The sequence below is a fragment of the Pseudomonas sp. LAM2023 genome (genome assembly GCF_016620375.1).
Classification (GTDB): domain Bacteria; phylum Pseudomonadota; class Gammaproteobacteria; order Pseudomonadales; family Pseudomonadaceae; genus Aquipseudomonas; species Aquipseudomonas anuradhapurensis.
On record NZ_JAENHV010000009.1, the window covers coordinates 480,677 to 496,632 of the forward strand.

The window sequence follows — 15,956 nt, forward strand, 5'->3', positions numbered from 1 at the left end:
ACTGGCAATATAGCAACGGATGGCAAATTGACAAGGAAGGCGCGGCCGCAGCCGCTCAGATCTTCCTTCTATTGGCAACTGCCACAAAACCAACGACGGCAAAGGCAAACAGCCAACCTGCGGTTGACACGGGGATGACACTGTTCTGGTTGATATATAAATCCGCTGCGCGCGCCGCGCCACTTAACAGCGCCAGCAAAGACATCGATTTGATTATCAGAGCCGTGCGCATACGCCCCTCCTTTAAAGAGGAAAATCAATAAGTTATTGGCGTGGTAGTGCAGGAGTTGTTCGCTGTTGAATTGAGCTTATGAGCACAATGGCAATGCGTCAATGATTCGACACAATAATAAAATTCAATAGGCGCCCGAGCGATTCGTCAAAAAAACGACAGACAAATTGTGCATGCCCGTGCTCCGTCGGCGCTGATAGCGTTTCATCGCTGAGAAAGGCAACGGCCGGGGCACTACGGCTCCGTGGCTTCATTCATCGGCGTGGTGCACCACCACCAGCAACTGCGCTGGCAACGGCCCCACCGAGCGCAACCGATGCGGTGTCTGGGCGTTGAAATGCAGGGCATCGCCTTGCTCCAGCAGCACCCGTTCGTTCATGAAGTCCACTTCTACCTGGCCGGCGTGGACGAACAAGAACTCCTCGCCAAGGTGTTCCTTGAAGGTGGGGTCGCTGAACTCGAGCGGGGGCTGGATCAGGAATGGCAACAGGCTGCGTTGCCCGACCTGGCTGGTCAAGGCCGCGTACCCCGGCCCTGCCCCGTCACCCACCAGGGCTTGGCGCTGGGCATGGCGCACCAGGCTGTAACGGTGTTGGCCGGCCTGTTCTTCGGCGAACAGCTCTTCGACATTGACGTTCAGCGCCCGCGCCAGTTTCAGCGCGGCGGCGATCGACGGTGTGTTCAGGCCACGCTCGACCTTGGACAGGTAGCTTTTGGTCATGGCGGTCTTTTCGGCCAGCGTTTCCAGGGTCATCCCCAGTTTCTTGCGCAGCAGTTTCAATCGGATAGACATATAAACGCGGATTCCCAGGCGAAAGCAGCCGGGCAATGATACGTGGACTGCCAAGGAAATGCTGGGGCTACTGCGCAGGCCATCGCCGGCAAGCCGGCTCCCACAGTGGCTGCGCATGGCTTGAGATCGATGCGGCCAAAGTGGGAGCCGGTTTGGCGCGCCGGGGCGCGAAGCGCCCCCGGCTTCAGGGCATTACCGGCGGCACATACTGCAGTGTGGTACCCAGTGCCCACAGCAGCACCAGCACCAGCGGCACATGCACCAGCAACTGCACGAACGAGAAGCCGATCAGGTCGCGCGCCTTCAGTCCCAGCACGCCCAGCAGTGGCAGCATGTAGAACGGATTGATCAGGTTCGGCAGGGCTTCGGCGGCGTTGTAGATCTGTACCGCCCAGCCCAGGTGGTACTGCAGGTCGTTGGCCACCAGCATCACGTAGGGGGCCTCGATGATCCACTTGCCGCCCCCCGAGGGGATGAAGAAGCCCAGTACTGCCGAATACACCCCCATCAGTACGGCGTAGGTGTCATGGGTTGCGATCTGGGTGAAGAACAAGGAAATATGATGGGCCAGGGTCTGTTCATCGACCCCCTTCACCTGGGTGAGGATGGCCGCGATCGAACCATACAAGGGGAACTGGATCAGCACCCCGGTGGTGGTCGGGACCGCACGGGCTACTGCATCCAGGAAGCTGCGTGGGCGCCAGTGCAGCAAGGCACCGAGCATGAGGAACAGCAGGTTGTAGGTGTTCAGCCCGGAAATGGCGGTAATTGCCGGCTTGGTGGCGAACTCCTGGTACAGCCAGCCGGCAGCCAGCGCGACCAGCAGCAGGATCAGGATCGGGCTGTGCTCCAGCCACTCGCCCGGGCGGGTGCGCTGGGGTGCCGGTGGCGCGCTGAAACTGGGGTCGACCCCACAGTCCTGGGCACTGCGCGCGCTGTTCGGGCCAGGCGCGGTGGCGTAGGCGATCACCAGCGAGACCACTACCAGCGCGGCCAGCATCACCCCGGACCGCCAGAGGAAGATGGTTTCGGTGAACGGGATCACCCCGGTTATCGACAGGATTGACGGTGGCAGGCTGGCCGGGTTGGCCTGCAGCTGCGCCGCCGACGACGACAGCCCCAGCGCCCAGACGGCGCCCAGGCCCAGGTAGGCAGCGGCACCGGCGGCGCGGTAGTCCATCTGCAGCTCGGTACGCCGCGCCAGCGCGCGCACCAGCAGGCCGCCGAACACCAGCGACAGGCCCCAGTTGAGCAACGACGCCAGCATCGAGATGAGTGCCACCCAGCACACCGCCGAGCGGCCATTGCCGGGAATGCGCGCCAGACGATCGATCAGCCGCGCGGCGGGCGGCGAACTGGCCACCACGTAGCCGCCGATGACCACGAAGGCCATTTGCATGGTGAACGGGATCAGGCTCCAGAAGCCATCGCCAAACGCCTTGGCAGTGTCGGTCGGCTTGGCGCCCATGGCCAGGGCGCCGATGCCCACCAGCATCACCGCCAGGGCAGCGAATACCCAGGAGTCAGGGAACCAGCGTTCGGCCCAGTTGGAGCAGCGCAAGGCAAAGCGGGCGGAGCGGCTGTCTTGAATTTCAGCGGCCACGGTTCAATTCCTTTTATTGGTTTTATTGGATACAACAGCAACGCAAAAAACCCGTAGGAACGGCCTTGTGTCGCGAAAGGGCGTTCCTACGGGGGCAGTTTGCGGCGAATGATTAGAAGGTCATTTCCTTCACATCATCCGGCACGATCAGCTTGCCGGCGGTCTTCTCGATGATTTCTTCAACGCTCACCCCGGGCGCGGTCTCACGCAGGATGAAGGCGCCATCTGCGATTTCCAGGTAGGCCAGGTCGGTCAGCACCTTGCGAATGCAGCCGGCACCGGTCAGCGGCAAGCTGCACTGCGGCAGCAGCTTGGACTCGCCATCCTTGGAGGCGTGGGTCATGGTGACGATGATGTTCTCGGCACCGGCCACCAGGTCCATGGCGCCGCCCATGCCCTTCACCAGCTTGCCGGGGATCATCCACGAGGCAATGTTGCCGTGCACGTCCACCTCGAACGCGCCCAGCACGGTCAGGTCGACGTGGCCGCCACGGATCATGGCGAAGGATTGCGCCGAGTCGAAGATCGAGGCGCCACGACGGGCGGTGACGGTCTGTTTGCCGGCGTTGATCATGTCGGCATCCAGGGTGCTCTCGGTGGGGAACTCGCCCATGCCGAGCAGGCCGTTTTCCGATTGCAGCATCACATCCATGTCGGCGGGTACATAGTTGGCCACCAGGGTCGGAATGCCGATACCGAGGTTGACGTAATAGCCGTCTTTCAATTCACGGGCGACGCGTTGCGCCATCTGTTCGCGGGTCAGTGCCATGGTCAGGGTCTCTTTGTTGTTCTGATGGATGGCGCTCAGGCCTTGACGGTGCGCTTTTCGATACGCTTCTCGAAAGTGCCGACGATGACGCGGTCGACGTAGATGCCCGGGGTATGGATTTCACTGGGCAGCAGTACGCCGGGCTCGACGATTTCTTCCACTTCGACCACGGTGATCTTGCCGGCGGTGGCCGCCAGCGGGTTGAAGTTTTGTGCCGTGTTGCGGTACACCACGTTACCGTAGTGGTCGGCCTTCCAGCCCTTGACGATGGCGAAATCACCGGTGATGGATTCTTCGAGGATGTACTTGCGGCCGTTGAACTCGCGCACTTCCTTGCCTTCGGCTACCGGGGTACCGTAGCCGGTGGCCGTGTAGAAGGCCGGGATGCCGGCACCGCCAGCGCGCATCTTCTCGGCGAGGGTGCCCTGCGGGGTCAGTTCCACTTCCAGCTCGCCGCTGAGCAACTGGCGCTCGAATTCGGCGTTTTCGCCCACGTACGAGGCGACCATCTTGCGGATCTGCCGGTCTTCCAGCAGCACGCCAAGGCCGAAGCCATCGACACCGCAGTTGTTGGAGACCACGGTCAGGCCCTTGACGCCACGCCGCTTGATTTCGTTGATGAGGTTTTCCGGAATGCCGCACAGGCCAAAACCGCCTGCCAGTACCGTCATGTTGTCGGTCAGGCCTTCGAGGGCCTGTTCATAGGTTGCAACGCGCTTGTCCAGTCCGGCCATGCTGATCCGCCTTTTGTAGTTGTTTAACCGACGAGGCTGTCGGTGAGCGTGTGGAGGACATCTTCACCGCAAGCGACTGATTTGTTAATTTTGTTTTCGTCATCGATTGATAATTTTTACAAAACAACCAGCAGGCCCGTCATGAATGTCAAGCAACTGCGCGCCTTTGTCGCCGTGGCCAAGTACCAGAGCTTCGCCCAGGCCGGTGAGCACCTGCATGTCTCGCAACCGGCCCTGAGCCTGACCATCAAGGCCCTGGAGGAGAACCTGGGGGGCGCCCTGCTCAGCCGTACCACCCGCAGCGTCAGCCTGACCGCCGAAGGTGAGGTGCTGCTGCCGTTGGCTCGGCGCCTGCTGGCCGACTGGGACGACACCGAAGAGCTGCTGCGCCAGCGCTTCACCCTGCAACTGGGCCGGGTTTCGGTAGCGGCCATGCCGTCCTTCGCCGGCAACCTGTTGCCACATGCGCTCAAGGTGTTTCGCCAGCGCTACCCGAAGGTCAACGTCACCGTGCACGATGTGATCAACGAGCAGGTACTGGAACTGGTGCGCCATCGGCGCGTCGAACTGGGCATCGGCTTCGAACCGGAAAACATCGATGGCCTGGACTTCCACCCCCTGTACATGGACCGTTTCGTTGCTGTGGTGCCGGCCGATTCACCGCTGGCCCGATTGCCCCAGGTCAGCTGGGCGCAACTGCTGGGCGAAGACTTCGTGGCCTTGCAGCGCCCTTCGGCGGTGCGCCTGCTGATGGAGCAGAACGTTGCCGCACGGCACGGCAAACTGGCGGTGGCGTTCGAGAGCCACCAGCTTTCCACCATCGGCCGCATGGTCGCCAGTGGCCTGGGGGTCAGTGCCGTGCCGGCGTTGTGTATCAACCAGATGCAGGAGCTTGGCGCCCGCTGCGTGGCCCTGGTCGAGCCCACGGTCGAGCGCCGCATCGGCGTGATTGCCCTTAGCGAACACAAGCTTTCCACGGCGGCGCAGGCGCTGCTCGAGGTGCTGCTTTCCAATACCCGCATTCCGGAGGTGACATGCGTTACGTGACACTGGCAGGTTCGAGCGTTCCGGCCATCGGCCAAGGCACCTGGTACATGGGTGAAGATCCAGGCCGCCGGGCAGCCGAGGTGGCGGCCCTGCAACAAGGCATCGAGCTTGGCCTGAGCCTGATCGATACCGCCGAGATGTATGCCGAAGGTGGTGCGGAAGAAGTGGTTGGCCAGGCCATTGCCGGGCGCCGCGACCAGGTGTTCCTGGTCAGCAAGGTGTACCCACACAATGCCAGCCGGCGCGGTATGGCGGCTGCCTGCGAGCGCAGCCTTACGCGCCTGGGCACCGATTGCATCGACCTGTATTTGCTGCACTGGCGAGGCCAGCACCCGCTGGAAGAAACCGTCGAAGCCTTCGAGCGCTTGCGCGAGCAAGGCAAGATCAGGCGTTGGGGCGTTTCCAATTTCGACGTCGACGACTTGCGCGAATTGCACAACCCCGATTGCGCGACCAACCAGGTGTTGTACAACCCGGCGCAGCGGGGCATCGAGTTCGACTTGTTGCCGTGGTGCGAACAGCGCGCCCTGCCGACCATGGCTTATTGCCCGCTGGCCCAGGCTGGGCGCCTGTTGCAGCACCCGGTGCTGGCGCAAATCGGTGAACGGCACGGCGCCACAGCAGCCCAGGTCAGCCTGGCCTGGGTGACCCGTAACGACGGGGTGATCGCCATCCCCAAGGCCGTGGCGCCCGAGCATGTGCGGCTGAATGCGGCGGCGGGTTCGCTGACCTTGACCAGCGAGGACCTGCGGGCAATCGACCGCGCGTTCCCGCCGCCGACGCGCAAGCAGCGCCTGGCGATGGTCTGACGGGCAACACCAGGCTTACTTGTAGGAGCGGCCTTGTGTCGCGAAAGGGCCGCAGAGCGGCCCCGGCAATCTTGCGGTGATGCACAGCCTTGGGGGCGCTTCGCACCCCTTTCGCGACACAAGGCCGCTCCTACAAGGGACCTCGCAGGCATGGCGTACTGGGGCCTGGGCCTAATGGAAATCGCGGCTGCGCACATCCAGCCCCTGCAGCAACTGGCTGACATCTTCCAGCCGTCGCGCAATCAAGTGACGCACGCCGTCGGCCTGCTCCAGCCGCCCGCCGACCTTGAGCAACTGCGCCCCCACCAGTGCCCGTCGCTGCCGCTCGGCCAGGTCGCGCCACACCACGACATTGAGCATGCCGTGCTCATCCTCCAGGGTGACGAAGGTCACGCCACTGGCCGTCTGTGGCCGCTGGCGGCCCACCACCAGCCCGGCCACGGCAATGTTGTCGCCATGCTCGACACCTTGCAGTTCGGCCGAACTGCGACAGCCCAGCGCCCTCAGCCGTGAACGCAACAAGGCCAGCGGATGCGGCCCAAGCGTGGTGCCCAGGGTCTGGTAATCGGCCATCAGGTTCTCCGCCACACTGGGGACAGGCAGTTCAACGGTGTCTTCCGGCACAGCTTCCACGTCGGCGAACAACGGCAGCTGCGGCTGCACCGCCGCCACCTGCCAGCGCGCCTGATGGCGATCACGAGCCAAGGCGCGCAGCGCGCCAGCATCGGCCAGCTGGGCGCGGGCACGCGCGTCGAGCCCTGCGCGCAGGCACACGTCCTCGACATCACGCCATGCCCGCTGCGCCCTCGCCTGCATCAGGCGCCTGGCATCGGCCTCGGCAAAACCACGCACCAGACGCAACCCCATGCGGATGGCCAGGGCCGCGCCCGCGTCAGGCTCAAGCGTGCAGTCCCAGTCACTGTGGCAGACATCCACTGGCCTGACCTCGATGCCCTGGCGTCGAGCCTCTTGCAGCAACTGGTCGGGGCTGTAAAAACCCATGGGCCAGCTGTTGACCAGCGCACAGGTAAAGATCGCCGGTTCATGGCACTTGAGCCAACTGCTGGCATAACACAGCAAGGCAAAGCTGGCCGCGTGCGATTCCGGGAAGCCATAACTGCCAAAGCCCTTGATCTGCTCGAAGATGCGCTCGGCAAATGCCAGCTCGTAACCATTGCGCAACATACCCTGTACCAGCCGCTGGCGGTGCGGCTCCAGGCCGCCGTGGCGCTTCCAGGCAGCCATGCTGCGGCGCAACTGGTCAGCCTCGCCGGGGCTGTAGTCGGCTGCGACCATGGCCAACTCCATCACCTGCTCCTGGAACAACGGCACCCCCAGGGTGCGCTCGAACACGGCCTTGAGCTGCGGCGAGGGGTAGGTCACTGGCTCCTGCTTCAGGCGCCGGCGCAGGTAAGGATGGACCATGTCCCCCTGGATCGGCCCAGGGCGGACAATGGCCACCTCGATGACCAGGTCATAGAAGGTTACCGGGCGCAGCCGAGGCAGCATGGCCATTTGCGCGCGCGACTCGATCTGGAACACGCCCATGGTCTCGGCACGGCTGATCATCGCGTAGGTGGCCGGGTCTTCAGCGGGGATGGTCGCCAGGGTCAAGTGCCGGCCGCGGTGGCGGTACAGCAGGTCGAAGCAACGGCGCAGGGCACTGAGCATGCCCAGCGCCAGCACGTCGACCTTGAGCAGGCCGACCATGTCCAGGTCGTCCTTGTCCCACTGGATTACCGTGCGTTCCGGCATCGCGGCATTTTCCACCGGCACCAGTTCGTCCAGCGGTTGCTGCGAAATGACGAAGCCGCCCGGGTGCTGCGACAGGTGCCGGGGGAAACCGATCAACTCACCGGCCAGCACCAGCACCCGCCGCAGCGAAGGGCTGCCCGGCTCGAAACCGGCCTCGGCCAGGCGCTGGTCATCGGGTATGCGATCGCTCCAGCGGCCACAGCATTTGGCCAGTGCATCCACCTGGTCGGCGGGCAACCCCAGCACCCGCGCCACATCCCGCACCGCACCGGCGGCATGATAGGTGTTGACCACCGCGGTAAGCGCCGCTCGGTGCCGACCGTAGCGGCGAAACACATACTGGATCACTTCTTCGCGGCGATCGTGCTCGAAGTCCACATCGATATCCGGCGGCTCGTTGCGCTCGCGCGAGAGAAAGCGCTCGAACAGCAGGCGGTGTTCCATGGGGTCGAGTTCGGTGATGCCGAGGACGAAACACACCACCGAGTTGGCAGCCGACCCGCGGCCCTGGCAAAGAATCCCCTGCCTGCGGGCGAAGGCGACGATGTCGTGCACGGTCAGGAAATAGCTCTCGTAGCCCAGCTCCTCGATCAGCGCCAATTCCTTGGCCAGCACTTCCCGCACCTTGCCACTCGCCCCGCCCGGCCAGCGCGACGGCAACCCCTGCTCGCACAGCGCCCGCAGCCAGCTCGCCGGGGTATGCCCCTCGGGCACCAGTTCGCGTGGGTACTGGTATTTCAACTCGCTCAGCTCGAAGCGGCAGCGCGCAGCGATGGCCAAGGTCTCGGCCAGCAGGTCGGCTGGATAGAGTTCGCCCAGTTGCGCCTGGCTGCGCAGGTGACGTTCGCCGTTGGCAAACAGAAAGTACCCGGCTTCCGCCACCTGGCAATGCTGGCGGATGGCGGCCATGCAATCCTGCAGGGCGCGGCGGCCGCGTATGTGCATGTGCACGTCGCCGCAGGCCACGGCACGAATACCGACCCTGGCTGCCAGGCTGCGCAGGCGCTCGAGACGCACGGCATCGTCACTGCCCCGGTGCAGGTGCACCGCCAGCCACAGGCGCTCAGCGAACACGCTGTACAGCCACTGCCCCGCAGCGCTATCGCCGCTGTCATCGGCCACCCACAGGGCCAGCAGGCCCTGGTGGTGCTGCTGCAGGTCATCGCGAAACAGCTGGTACTCGCCCTTCTGTGCGCGCCGCCGGGCCCGGGTGATCAGCGCGCAGAGGTTCTGGTAGCCCGCCAGGTCCTGCACCAGCAGCACCAGCTTGGGGCCGTCCTGCAGCTGGACTTCACTGCCCACGATCAACTGCAGCTGGTGTTCCTTTGCCGCCTGCCAAGCCCGGACGATGCCGGCCAGGGTGCACTCGTCGGTGATCGCCAGGGCCTGGTAGCCCTGCTCGCGGGCACGCCGGAACAGCTCGTCGGCACTCGACGCGCCGCGCTGGAAGCTGAAGTTGGACAGGCAATGCAGCTCGGCATAACCCGGGGCGTTCATGCAAACCAGCCTTGCAGCCACAACGGGCCGGCCTGGCTCAGGTCGCGGTAGGCCCAGCCGCGCAGACCGTCGCGGGTTTCGATACGGTAGTAGTCACGGCGCACGTCGCTGCCATCCCACCAACCCGACTCGATGCGCTCGGCATGGCCTTGCACGCGGTAGCCGGTTTCGTCCAGCCTCATCGGCGCCGGCAGCAACCAGCCCGGGCGGCTGCCAGGGGCCACCGGCAGGTTGCCCTGCCCGCCCTGCGCTACCGGCTGCCAAGCGTATTCGGGGCGGTGGTCGGCGGCTACGCTCAGGCTCTTGACCGCCTCGTCGCCCAGGCGCGCGCGCAGCCGTTCACGCAGTTGCTCCCAGGGCTGCGCCTGTTGCGCCCGCGGGTCGAACAATGCCTGGTGCTGTGGGACGAAAGGTGGCAGGTCCTCGGCTACCAGCCGCAGGTTACGCACCGGGGCGGGAATGCGTAGCGACTCCAGGCGCCCGCGGGCCAGCTCGAACAGCCTCGCGGCATCGCGTTCGGCGGCTAGCAGGCCCACTTTGAGCAAGGTATCCGGCCCGTCGGCGTGCTCCAGGTACAGGCAGAACCGCTGCACGCCGCAATCACGCCCGGCGAGGAATGCGGCAAGGTCGTTGAGCATGCGCCGCAACGGGAACAGCAGGGCCTGGTGTGATTCGACATCGAAGTTCAGCTCCAGGCGGGTTTCGAAACGGTCCGGGGGTTGGTAGAAGGCCAGCCCCAGGTTGCGCAGGCCAAGCAACTGGTCAAGGTGCAGCTGCACCTGGGCCGCAAAGCGTCTGGCCAAGGTGTCGCGAGGCAAGGCCAGGACCTGGCCCAACTGTCGCAGGCCCATGCGCGCAAAGGCCTCGGCAGCCTGCGCAGGCAGGCCGATACGCTCGATGGGCATGCCCAGCAGCGCCACTCGGGTGGCCTCGGCATCACCTGCGGCCAGGCCGTCGTGGCGGTTGGCGAGGATGCGCGCCGCCACCGGATTGCTGGCCAGGACGATACGCTGGCGCAGCCCCAGCTCCGCCAGTTCCTGGCGCAGGCGTGCCTCGAACACCGGCCAGGGACCGAACAGTTGCAGGCTGGAGCCCACCTCCAGCAACAACGCGCGTGGGTAGTGCAGGCTGACCTGGGCACTGAAGCGGTAGGCCCAGGCCGCCAGCAACTGTTGCACCTGGTCGATGCGCCTGGGGTCGGCTTCGACACAGCTGAACCCCTCGGCCAGGGCACGCGCGGCGGTCAGGGTTTGCCCGGCCCGCAGGCCGAGTGAGGCCGCTGCCGAGTTGACCGCCTGCAGCACCCGCCGTTGGCTCGGCCCACCAAGTAGCACCAAGGGGGTATCGGGGTCGTCACGCTCACGCAGGACCGTGTCCAGCGCCAGCTGCGGAAACAGGATGCAGGCCCAGAGCATGGTGCATCAGCCCAGCCGTGGGCAGGCGATAGGCAGCGCCGGTGGCATGCCGCCACGGCTTTTCAGCACACGCCATTGTGCCGGGCGGGTATCGACGGCAATGCGCAGCGCGGCGGGTGAAGGGTTGTGCGCCGCCTGTTGCGGCCGACAGGCAAAGGCCAGCGCCTGGCCGGTTTCGGCGGCCACCTGCAGGCGCCGCAGGGCGCGGTCGTCGGCACGTTCCGGCCAGCACAGTACCGCCGCGCAACTGCCGGAGCGCAGGCACTGTTCGGCGGCCCACAAGGCATCGGCGGGTTCGGCATCCACCTGCACCAGCCAGCGCAGGTCCACCCCGGCAGCCTGCCAGGCCGGGGCGTACGGGATGAAGGGCGGCGCCACCAGCACCACCCGGCCAGCGTCAGCACTCAAGCGGGCCAGCGTTGGCCACAGCAAGTGCAATTCGCCACAGCCAGGGCTGGCCAGCAACAGCTCACTGAGGGCCGCTGCCGGCCAACCACCTTCCGGCAGGCGTTCGTCGAGCGCGGCATGGCCGGTGGGCTGCAGCCCGAGTGGCCGCGCCTGGGCCTGCCGGCCGCGCCATACCCGGCGCTGGTCGAGCAGCCTGTCGAGATCGACCACCGCGCCCATCAGTCACGCCTCAGCAAGCCGCAGAATACGCCTTCGATGAAGAACTCCTGTTCAGGCCGCACATCGATGGGCGCATAGGCCGGGTTGCGCGGCAACAGCCGATAACCGCTGCCCTGGCGCTGCAGGCGCTTGATGGTCACTTCGCCATCCAGGCGCGCGACCACGATCTGCCCGTCGCGGGCGTCGGCCTGCTGCAGGATGCCGACCAGGTCGCCGTCGAAGATGCCGTCGTCGATCATCGAGTCGCCACGCACTTTCAGCAGGTAGTCGGGGGTGCGGCGAAACAGGCTGGGGTCGAGCAGCAGCTGCTCGTGGATGTCGAGGTCCGGGCCGATGGGGGCACCTGCCGCCACCTGGCCGAGCACCGGTACTTCGAGGATTTCCGGCCGGCGCAGCGGTTCGGCCAGGCGAATGCCGCGCGCCTGGTTCGGCGTGACGTCGATGTAGCCGGCCTGGCACAGGGCGGTGATGTGCTTGCGGGCGACGCTGCGCGAGGCAAAACCGAAGCGCGTGGCGATATCGGCCAGGCTCGGTGGCTGGCCGTGGTCGGCGATGCGCTCGCGGATGAAGTCGAAGATCGCGCGGCGTTTGGGGGTCAGAGTATCCATGGATCACATTTGTACTCTTTTCGGAGCACGCTGAACAGCCCCCTTCGTCGTCAGCTTTCGCTATCATGCCCAGGCGCGTGGTTTTTTATCTGGATACCCAATGCTGACTGCCCTGCTGTTCGACCTCGACGGAACCCTCACCGACACCGACACCCTGCACCTGCAGGCGTTTCGCCAGCTGCTGCACGAGCATGACGGCCGCGAACTGAGCCAGGCACAGTTCGAGGCCCAGGTCAGCGGCCGCGCCAATGGCGAGCTGTTCGCCGAGCTGTTTGTCGGCGCCAGTGCCGAGCAATGCCGGGCACTGGCCGAGCGCAAGGAGGCGCTGTTCCGCGCCCTGTCGCCCAGCCTGGAGCCGATGCCCGGCCTGCTGCGCCTGCTGGAACATGCCCGCGCTCATGCCCTGGGCCTGTGCGTGGTGACCAACGCACCGCGGCTCAATGCCGAACACATGCTGGGCGCCATGGGCCTGGGCCGGCATTTCGAGCACGTGCTGGTGGCCGAGGAACTGGCGCGGCCCAAGCCGGACCCGCTGCCCTACCTGACCGGGCTGCAGCGGCTGGGTGCCGAGGCCGGGCAGGCACTGGCCTTCGAGGACTCGCTGCCAGGGGTGGCGGCGGCGAGCGGCGCGGGGATCTTCACCGTGGGCGTGGCCACGACCCAGACGCCGGAACGGTTGCTGGCGGCGGGGGCTGGGTTGGTGGTCGATGATTTCAATGATCCGCGATTGTGGGCGTTGATCGAGCGCAGGGTTTGAGATGTGTGGTGTGTTCGAGATCGAGCGCCGCCCGCGCGGCGCTCGATCTCAACGCCACCATAAACCCGATGCCGCCCCCCATGCACATCGACAAAGAACAGACCCTCAGGAGAACTTCCGCGTCTGCGTTCTACATCCACCAGGCCAGCACCACTGGCAGCCAGGCAAACGACAGTACCGTCGAGCACATCACCAGGTTCGCCACCTGCTCCGGCTCGCGGTTGGCGCGTACTGCCATCAGGTAGTTGAACACCGCCACCGGCATCGCCGATTGCACCACCAGCACCGCGCGCGCCAGGTCGTCCAGGCCCAGCGCCACGCCCACCGCCCAGCCCACCGCAGCCCCCAGGCCAATGCGCAAGCCACCCAGCAGCAAGCCGCTGCCCACCTGGCGCAGGCGGATGCTGGCCAGCGACACACCCAGGGTGAGCAACATCAGGGGGATGGTCATGCCGCCCAGCAGGTTGACGGTATTGGCCAGCCAACGGGGCAGTTCAAAGTCGAGAAAGATGATCGGCATGGCCCCGGCCAGGCTGATCACGATGGGGTTGCGCAGCAATGCCTTGAACGAAGCAGCCGTACCTGAAATCGCCATGCCGAGGGTGAACTGCACGATCGACAATGTCAGGAAGAACGCCACGGCCAGGGCCAGGCCATGTTCGCCGAAGGCATACAGGCTGATTGGCAGGCCCATGTTGCCAGTGTTGGGGAACATGAACGCCGGCAACAGCACCCGCCAGTGTCGGCCCGTAACGCGGCACACCAGCCAGCCGGCCAGGGCCATGCCCAGGGTGCACAGCAGGCAGGCCATGGCCATGCTGGCGAAGGCGCTCGGCTGCAGTTCGGTACGGCTCAGGGTAGACAGTACCAAGGACGGCGTGCCAATGCTCATCACCACCCGGGCGATGAATTCGGTGGGGTAGTCCAGGCCCTTGCGGGCCCAGCCATAGCCGATGCCGGCAACCACGAAAACCGGGGCCAGGACTGCGAACAACGAGGCGAACATGGGGCCTGCCTTGCTTGGGGATGGGGGCAGCATTATGCCGCAGGCTGCGGCGTCTCGTCGCATGCTCGGCCCCCTTGGGCAAAACCTGCGAAGCCCTTAGAATCGCGCGTCCTTTTCGCCTGCCGCCCTGGCGGGCCGATCCCACTCGAGGTACCTATGTCTCCGCGTTTGCTGGCCATGGCGCTGGCGCCCCTGCTCGGGCTGTTCATCATCGCCCTGGGCAACGGCTTCATGTCTTCCCTGACCACCCTGCGCCTGGGCGCTGCCGGCGAATCGGCCACCACCATCGGTATCGTCTCGTCGACCTATTTCATCGGCCTGACCCTGGGCGCCATCTTCAACGACCGGCTGATCCTGCGCATCGGCCATATCCGCGCCTACACCAGCTTCGCCGCGCTGATCGCGGTGACCATCCTGCTGCAAGGCCTGTTCTACGAGGTCACCTGGTGGTCGCTGCTACGCCTGATCAACGGCTGGGCAGCGGTGGGCGTGTTCCTGGTGATCGAAAGCTGGCTGTTGCTGGCCGGTGACGCCAAGATCCGTGGCCGCCTCCTGGCGCTATACATGATCGCCTTCTACGGGGCGGGGGTGATCGCCCAGGCGGGCCTGGGCGAAATCACCCACCTGGGTGACACCGCGCCGTTCATGCTGGCTGGCGTGCTGGCCGCGCTGTCGGTGCTGCCGATCGTGATCCTGCCACGGGTATCGCCGCTGCTGGACCAGGTCGAACCGCTCAAGCCGCGGCAATTGCTGGGCGTGGCACCATCGGGCCTGGTCGGCTGCTTTGGTTCGGGTGTGGCCATTGCCGGCATCTACACCCTGCTGCCGCTGTACCTGCAACGCATCGGCCTGGATGTAGGCGAGGTCGGCAACATGATGGCCTGGGTGATCCTCGGCGCCATGCTGCTGCAATACCCGGTCGGGCGTTGGTCCGACCGCAAGGACCGCCAGGATGTACTGATCGCCTTGGCTGCGCTGTGCATGCTGCTGTCGCTGGTGACGGTGTTCCTGCCGTCGGACTCGGCCCTGCTGCCGGCCATGTTGTTCCTGCTGGGCGGCGGCGTATTCACCCTGTACCCGGTGGCGGTCAGCCATGCAGCCGACCGGGCGCCGTCCGATGCACTGGTGCCGATGATTCAGGGCCTGCTGCTGATCAACTCGCTGGGCTCGGCCATGGCACCGGTGGCGATCTCGCCGGTGATGACCGAATTTGGCGAGGCCGGGTTGTTCTGGGCCTTTGCCGTGGTCAACCTGGCCATGGTGTGCTTCTTCATGTGGCGCCGTGGCAAGCGCCCGGCGGCCGAGCACCCGGCGCCGTTCACCGCTTCGACCACCTTCTCGCCGACCGGTGCCGAGCTGCGGGTGACTGAAGACCTGATGCATGCAGCACAGGAGCACCCGCCGCTGACGCCCGCCGAGCCCGTAGCGGCTAACCACAGCGAAACCCACTGAGCCTGGGGGGCTGCTGCGCAGCCCCGTTACCACTCGTCGCGCGGAAGGCACCGCGCCTCGCTCCCCCAGCCCAACGAATGACAGATCATCCACCCAGGAGTTTTGCCATGATCCGCATTCGCCCTCTCTCGCTGTCCCTCGCCCTGGCCTTGGCCGCCCTGGCCGGTACCAGCTTCGCTGCCACCGAAAGCACCCACACCGACACCCATCCGCAAACCGACCAGAGCGGTGGCAAGACCGCCGGTGAAGGCAGCAGCGTCAACAGCCCTGGCAGCAGCACCGACAACGACAGCAGCGACACTGGCAGTAACAGCGATGCAGCCGACGGCGCCGCGGGCGGCTCCAACAGCACCGGCGAAGCCACTGGCTCGGGCGCGGGCCATACCGGTGGCAATGCCGAAGACCAGGACAGCCATTGAGGTGGACCGGGGCTTTGCGCCATGCCGTAGAAAACAAATGATCACCGCGATGGCATTTATCCATTGAATGGCCCAGCCGAACTGAAGTAAGCTCGGGCTCATTCATTGGAGAGCAGCATGCCGAAACACAACCGCAACCACGCCAACCACACCGGTCGCACCCTGCGCCCTGTGCTGGCTGTTGCCGGCTGCGTGGCACCTGCCAGCTATTACTTCGGGTATTGGTTTAGCCACTAGGCGCCGATACCCATGCGGCGCCCACCTTCGAGGGGCCGCCGAACATGAGCATACTCAAACCCCCGGTCGGCCTCCCGACCGGGGGTTTTGCTTTTCCGGCCTTTTGCACAACACCGATTCACATTGAGGACCGATTCATGAACTACGCCACTTATTACTCCGCCAACACCTACGCCTGGCGATTTAGCCAATCCCG

The 15,956-nt window shown here is 65.3% G+C and carries 15 protein-coding genes; 5 read left to right on the plus strand and 10 right to left on the minus strand.

Translation table 11 applies throughout. From position 1 onward, the window contains the following. Positions 1-55: 55 nt before the first annotated feature. The 5 genes from eppA to JKP78_RS02225 all read right to left on the minus strand — a co-directional run bounded on the left by eppA (position 56) and on the right by JKP78_RS02225 (position 4,131). Positions 56-232, minus strand: coding sequence for an EPS-associated small membrane protein EppA (eppA, locus tag JKP78_RS02205; RefSeq protein ID WP_186690340.1), 177 nt, complete (start codon positions 230-232; stop codon positions 56-58). Between the two features lie 250 nt (positions 233-482). Further along, a complete protein-coding gene (locus JKP78_RS02210; protein WP_186690342.1) occupies positions 483-1,025 on the minus strand; it encodes a helix-turn-helix domain-containing protein in 543 nt (180 codons plus the stop codon). Positions 1,026-1,209: 184 nt separating this feature from the next. Continuing rightward, positions 1,210-2,628, minus strand: a complete 1,419-nt coding sequence (locus JKP78_RS02215; protein WP_200625971.1) for a short-chain fatty acid transporter — start codon at positions 2,626-2,628, stop codon at positions 1,210-1,212. Positions 2,629-2,740: 112 nt separating this feature from the next. Continuing rightward, complete coding sequence (locus JKP78_RS02220) at positions 2,741-3,397, minus strand: CoA transferase subunit B (protein WP_186690346.1); 657 nt, start codon at positions 3,395-3,397, stop codon at positions 2,741-2,743. Between the two features lie 35 nt (positions 3,398-3,432). Then, positions 3,433-4,131 (minus strand): CoA transferase subunit A, encoded by a 699-nt coding sequence (locus tag JKP78_RS02225; protein ID WP_170030045.1) that lies wholly within the window; start codon positions 4,129-4,131, stop codon positions 3,433-3,435. A 141-nt stretch (positions 4,132-4,272) separates the two neighbouring features. Between JKP78_RS02225 and JKP78_RS02230 the strand changes: the two genes are divergently transcribed. Beyond that, complete coding sequence (locus JKP78_RS02230; protein WP_186690348.1) at positions 4,273-5,178, plus strand: LysR family transcriptional regulator; 906 nt, start codon at positions 4,273-4,275, stop codon at positions 5,176-5,178. Beyond that, a complete protein-coding gene (locus tag JKP78_RS02235; RefSeq protein WP_186690350.1) occupies positions 5,166-5,987 on the plus strand; it encodes an aldo/keto reductase in 822 nt (273 codons plus the stop codon). Before JKP78_RS02230 ends, JKP78_RS02235 begins: the two co-directional genes overlap by 13 nt. 171 nt (positions 5,988-6,158) lie before the next feature. Here the strand turns inward: JKP78_RS02235 and JKP78_RS02240 are convergent, their stop codons facing one another. From JKP78_RS02240 to lexA, 4 genes are read right to left on the minus strand one after another with little or no spacing between them, the layout of a single operon-like run. Next, positions 6,159-9,239, minus strand: a complete 3,081-nt coding sequence (locus tag JKP78_RS02240; RefSeq protein WP_186690352.1) for an error-prone DNA polymerase — start codon at positions 9,237-9,239, stop codon at positions 6,159-6,161. Further along, positions 9,236-10,654: a Y-family DNA polymerase gene (locus JKP78_RS02245; RefSeq protein ID WP_186690354.1), complete on the minus strand. Its 1,419-nt coding sequence runs from the start codon at positions 10,652-10,654 to the stop codon at positions 9,236-9,238. The genes JKP78_RS02240 and JKP78_RS02245 overlap by 4 nt, the downstream gene beginning before the upstream one ends. 6 nt (positions 10,655-10,660) lie before the next feature. Then, positions 10,661-11,281, minus strand: a complete 621-nt coding sequence (imuA, locus tag JKP78_RS02250; RefSeq protein ID WP_186690356.1) for a translesion DNA synthesis-associated protein ImuA — start codon at positions 11,279-11,281, stop codon at positions 10,661-10,663. Beyond that, the gene (lexA, locus tag JKP78_RS02255; RefSeq protein ID WP_200625972.1) at positions 11,281-11,889 is read right to left on the minus strand and encodes a transcriptional repressor LexA; all 609 of its coding nucleotides are present in this window, start codon (positions 11,887-11,889) and stop codon (positions 11,281-11,283) included. Before lexA ends, imuA begins: the two co-directional genes overlap by 1 nt. A gap of 100 nt (positions 11,890-11,989) precedes the next feature. Here lexA and JKP78_RS02260 point away from each other — a divergent pair, with 100 nt between their 5' ends. Then, positions 11,990-12,646 (plus strand): HAD family hydrolase, encoded by a 657-nt coding sequence (locus tag JKP78_RS02260; RefSeq protein ID WP_186690358.1) that lies wholly within the window; start codon positions 11,990-11,992, stop codon positions 12,644-12,646. 130 nt (positions 12,647-12,776) lie between these two features. Here JKP78_RS02260 and JKP78_RS02265 read toward each other — a convergent pair whose 3' ends face one another. Next, positions 12,777-13,652, minus strand: coding sequence for an AEC family transporter (locus tag JKP78_RS02265; RefSeq protein ID WP_186690360.1), 876 nt, complete (start codon positions 13,650-13,652; stop codon positions 12,777-12,779). Positions 13,653-13,808: 156 nt separating this feature from the next. Here JKP78_RS02265 and JKP78_RS02270 point away from each other — a divergent pair, with 156 nt between their 5' ends. Both JKP78_RS02270 and JKP78_RS02275 read left to right on the plus strand, forming a co-directional pair. Next, entirely contained in the window at positions 13,809-15,104 is a 1,296-nt protein-coding gene (locus JKP78_RS02270; protein ID WP_186690362.1) for an MFS transporter, read from the plus strand. Positions 15,105-15,211: 107 nt separating this feature from the next. Next, positions 15,212-15,523 carry a hypothetical protein gene (locus tag JKP78_RS02275; protein WP_186690364.1) on the plus strand — a complete coding sequence of 104 codons (312 nt, stop codon included), beginning with the start codon at positions 15,212-15,214 and terminating at the stop codon, positions 15,521-15,523. The last annotated feature ends 433 nt before the right edge of the window (positions 15,524-15,956 follow it).

Excerpts from the sequence above, each read along its gene's own strand:
- eppA (WP_186690340.1), bottom strand. The coding sequence starts at position 232 with ATGCGCACGGCTCTGATAATCAAATCGATGTCTTTGCTGGCGCTGTTA.
- JKP78_RS02210 (WP_186690342.1), bottom strand. The coding sequence starts at position 1,025 with ATGTCTATCCGATTGAAACTGCTGCGCAAGAAACTGGGGATGACCCTG.
- JKP78_RS02220 (WP_186690346.1), bottom strand. The coding sequence starts at position 3,397 with ATGGCACTGACCCGCGAACAGATGGCGCAACGCGTCGCCCGTGAATTG.
- JKP78_RS02225 (WP_170030045.1), bottom strand. The coding sequence starts at position 4,131 with ATGGCCGGACTGGACAAGCGCGTTGCAACCTATGAACAGGCCCTCGAA.
- JKP78_RS02230 (WP_186690348.1), top strand. The coding sequence starts at position 4,273 with ATGAATGTCAAGCAACTGCGCGCCTTTGTCGCCGTGGCCAAGTACCAG.
- JKP78_RS02235 (WP_186690350.1), top strand. The coding sequence starts at position 5,166 with ATGCGTTACGTGACACTGGCAGGTTCGAGCGTTCCGGCCATCGGCCAA.
- JKP78_RS02240 (WP_186690352.1), bottom strand. The coding sequence starts at position 9,239 with ATGAACGCCCCGGGTTATGCCGAGCTGCATTGCCTGTCCAACTTCAGC.
- JKP78_RS02245 (WP_186690354.1), bottom strand. The coding sequence starts at position 10,654 with ATGCTCTGGGCCTGCATCCTGTTTCCGCAGCTGGCGCTGGACACGGTC.
- imuA (WP_186690356.1), bottom strand. The coding sequence starts at position 11,281 with ATGGGCGCGGTGGTCGATCTCGACAGGCTGCTCGACCAGCGCCGGGTA.
- lexA (WP_200625972.1), bottom strand. The coding sequence starts at position 11,889 with ATGGATACTCTGACCCCCAAACGCCGCGCGATCTTCGACTTCATCCGC.
- JKP78_RS02260 (WP_186690358.1), top strand. The coding sequence starts at position 11,990 with ATGCTGACTGCCCTGCTGTTCGACCTCGACGGAACCCTCACCGACACC.
- JKP78_RS02265 (WP_186690360.1), bottom strand. The coding sequence starts at position 13,652 with ATGTTCGCCTCGTTGTTCGCAGTCCTGGCCCCGGTTTTCGTGGTTGCC.
- JKP78_RS02270 (WP_186690362.1), top strand. The coding sequence starts at position 13,809 with ATGTCTCCGCGTTTGCTGGCCATGGCGCTGGCGCCCCTGCTCGGGCTG.
- JKP78_RS02275 (WP_186690364.1), top strand. The coding sequence starts at position 15,212 with ATGATCCGCATTCGCCCTCTCTCGCTGTCCCTCGCCCTGGCCTTGGCC.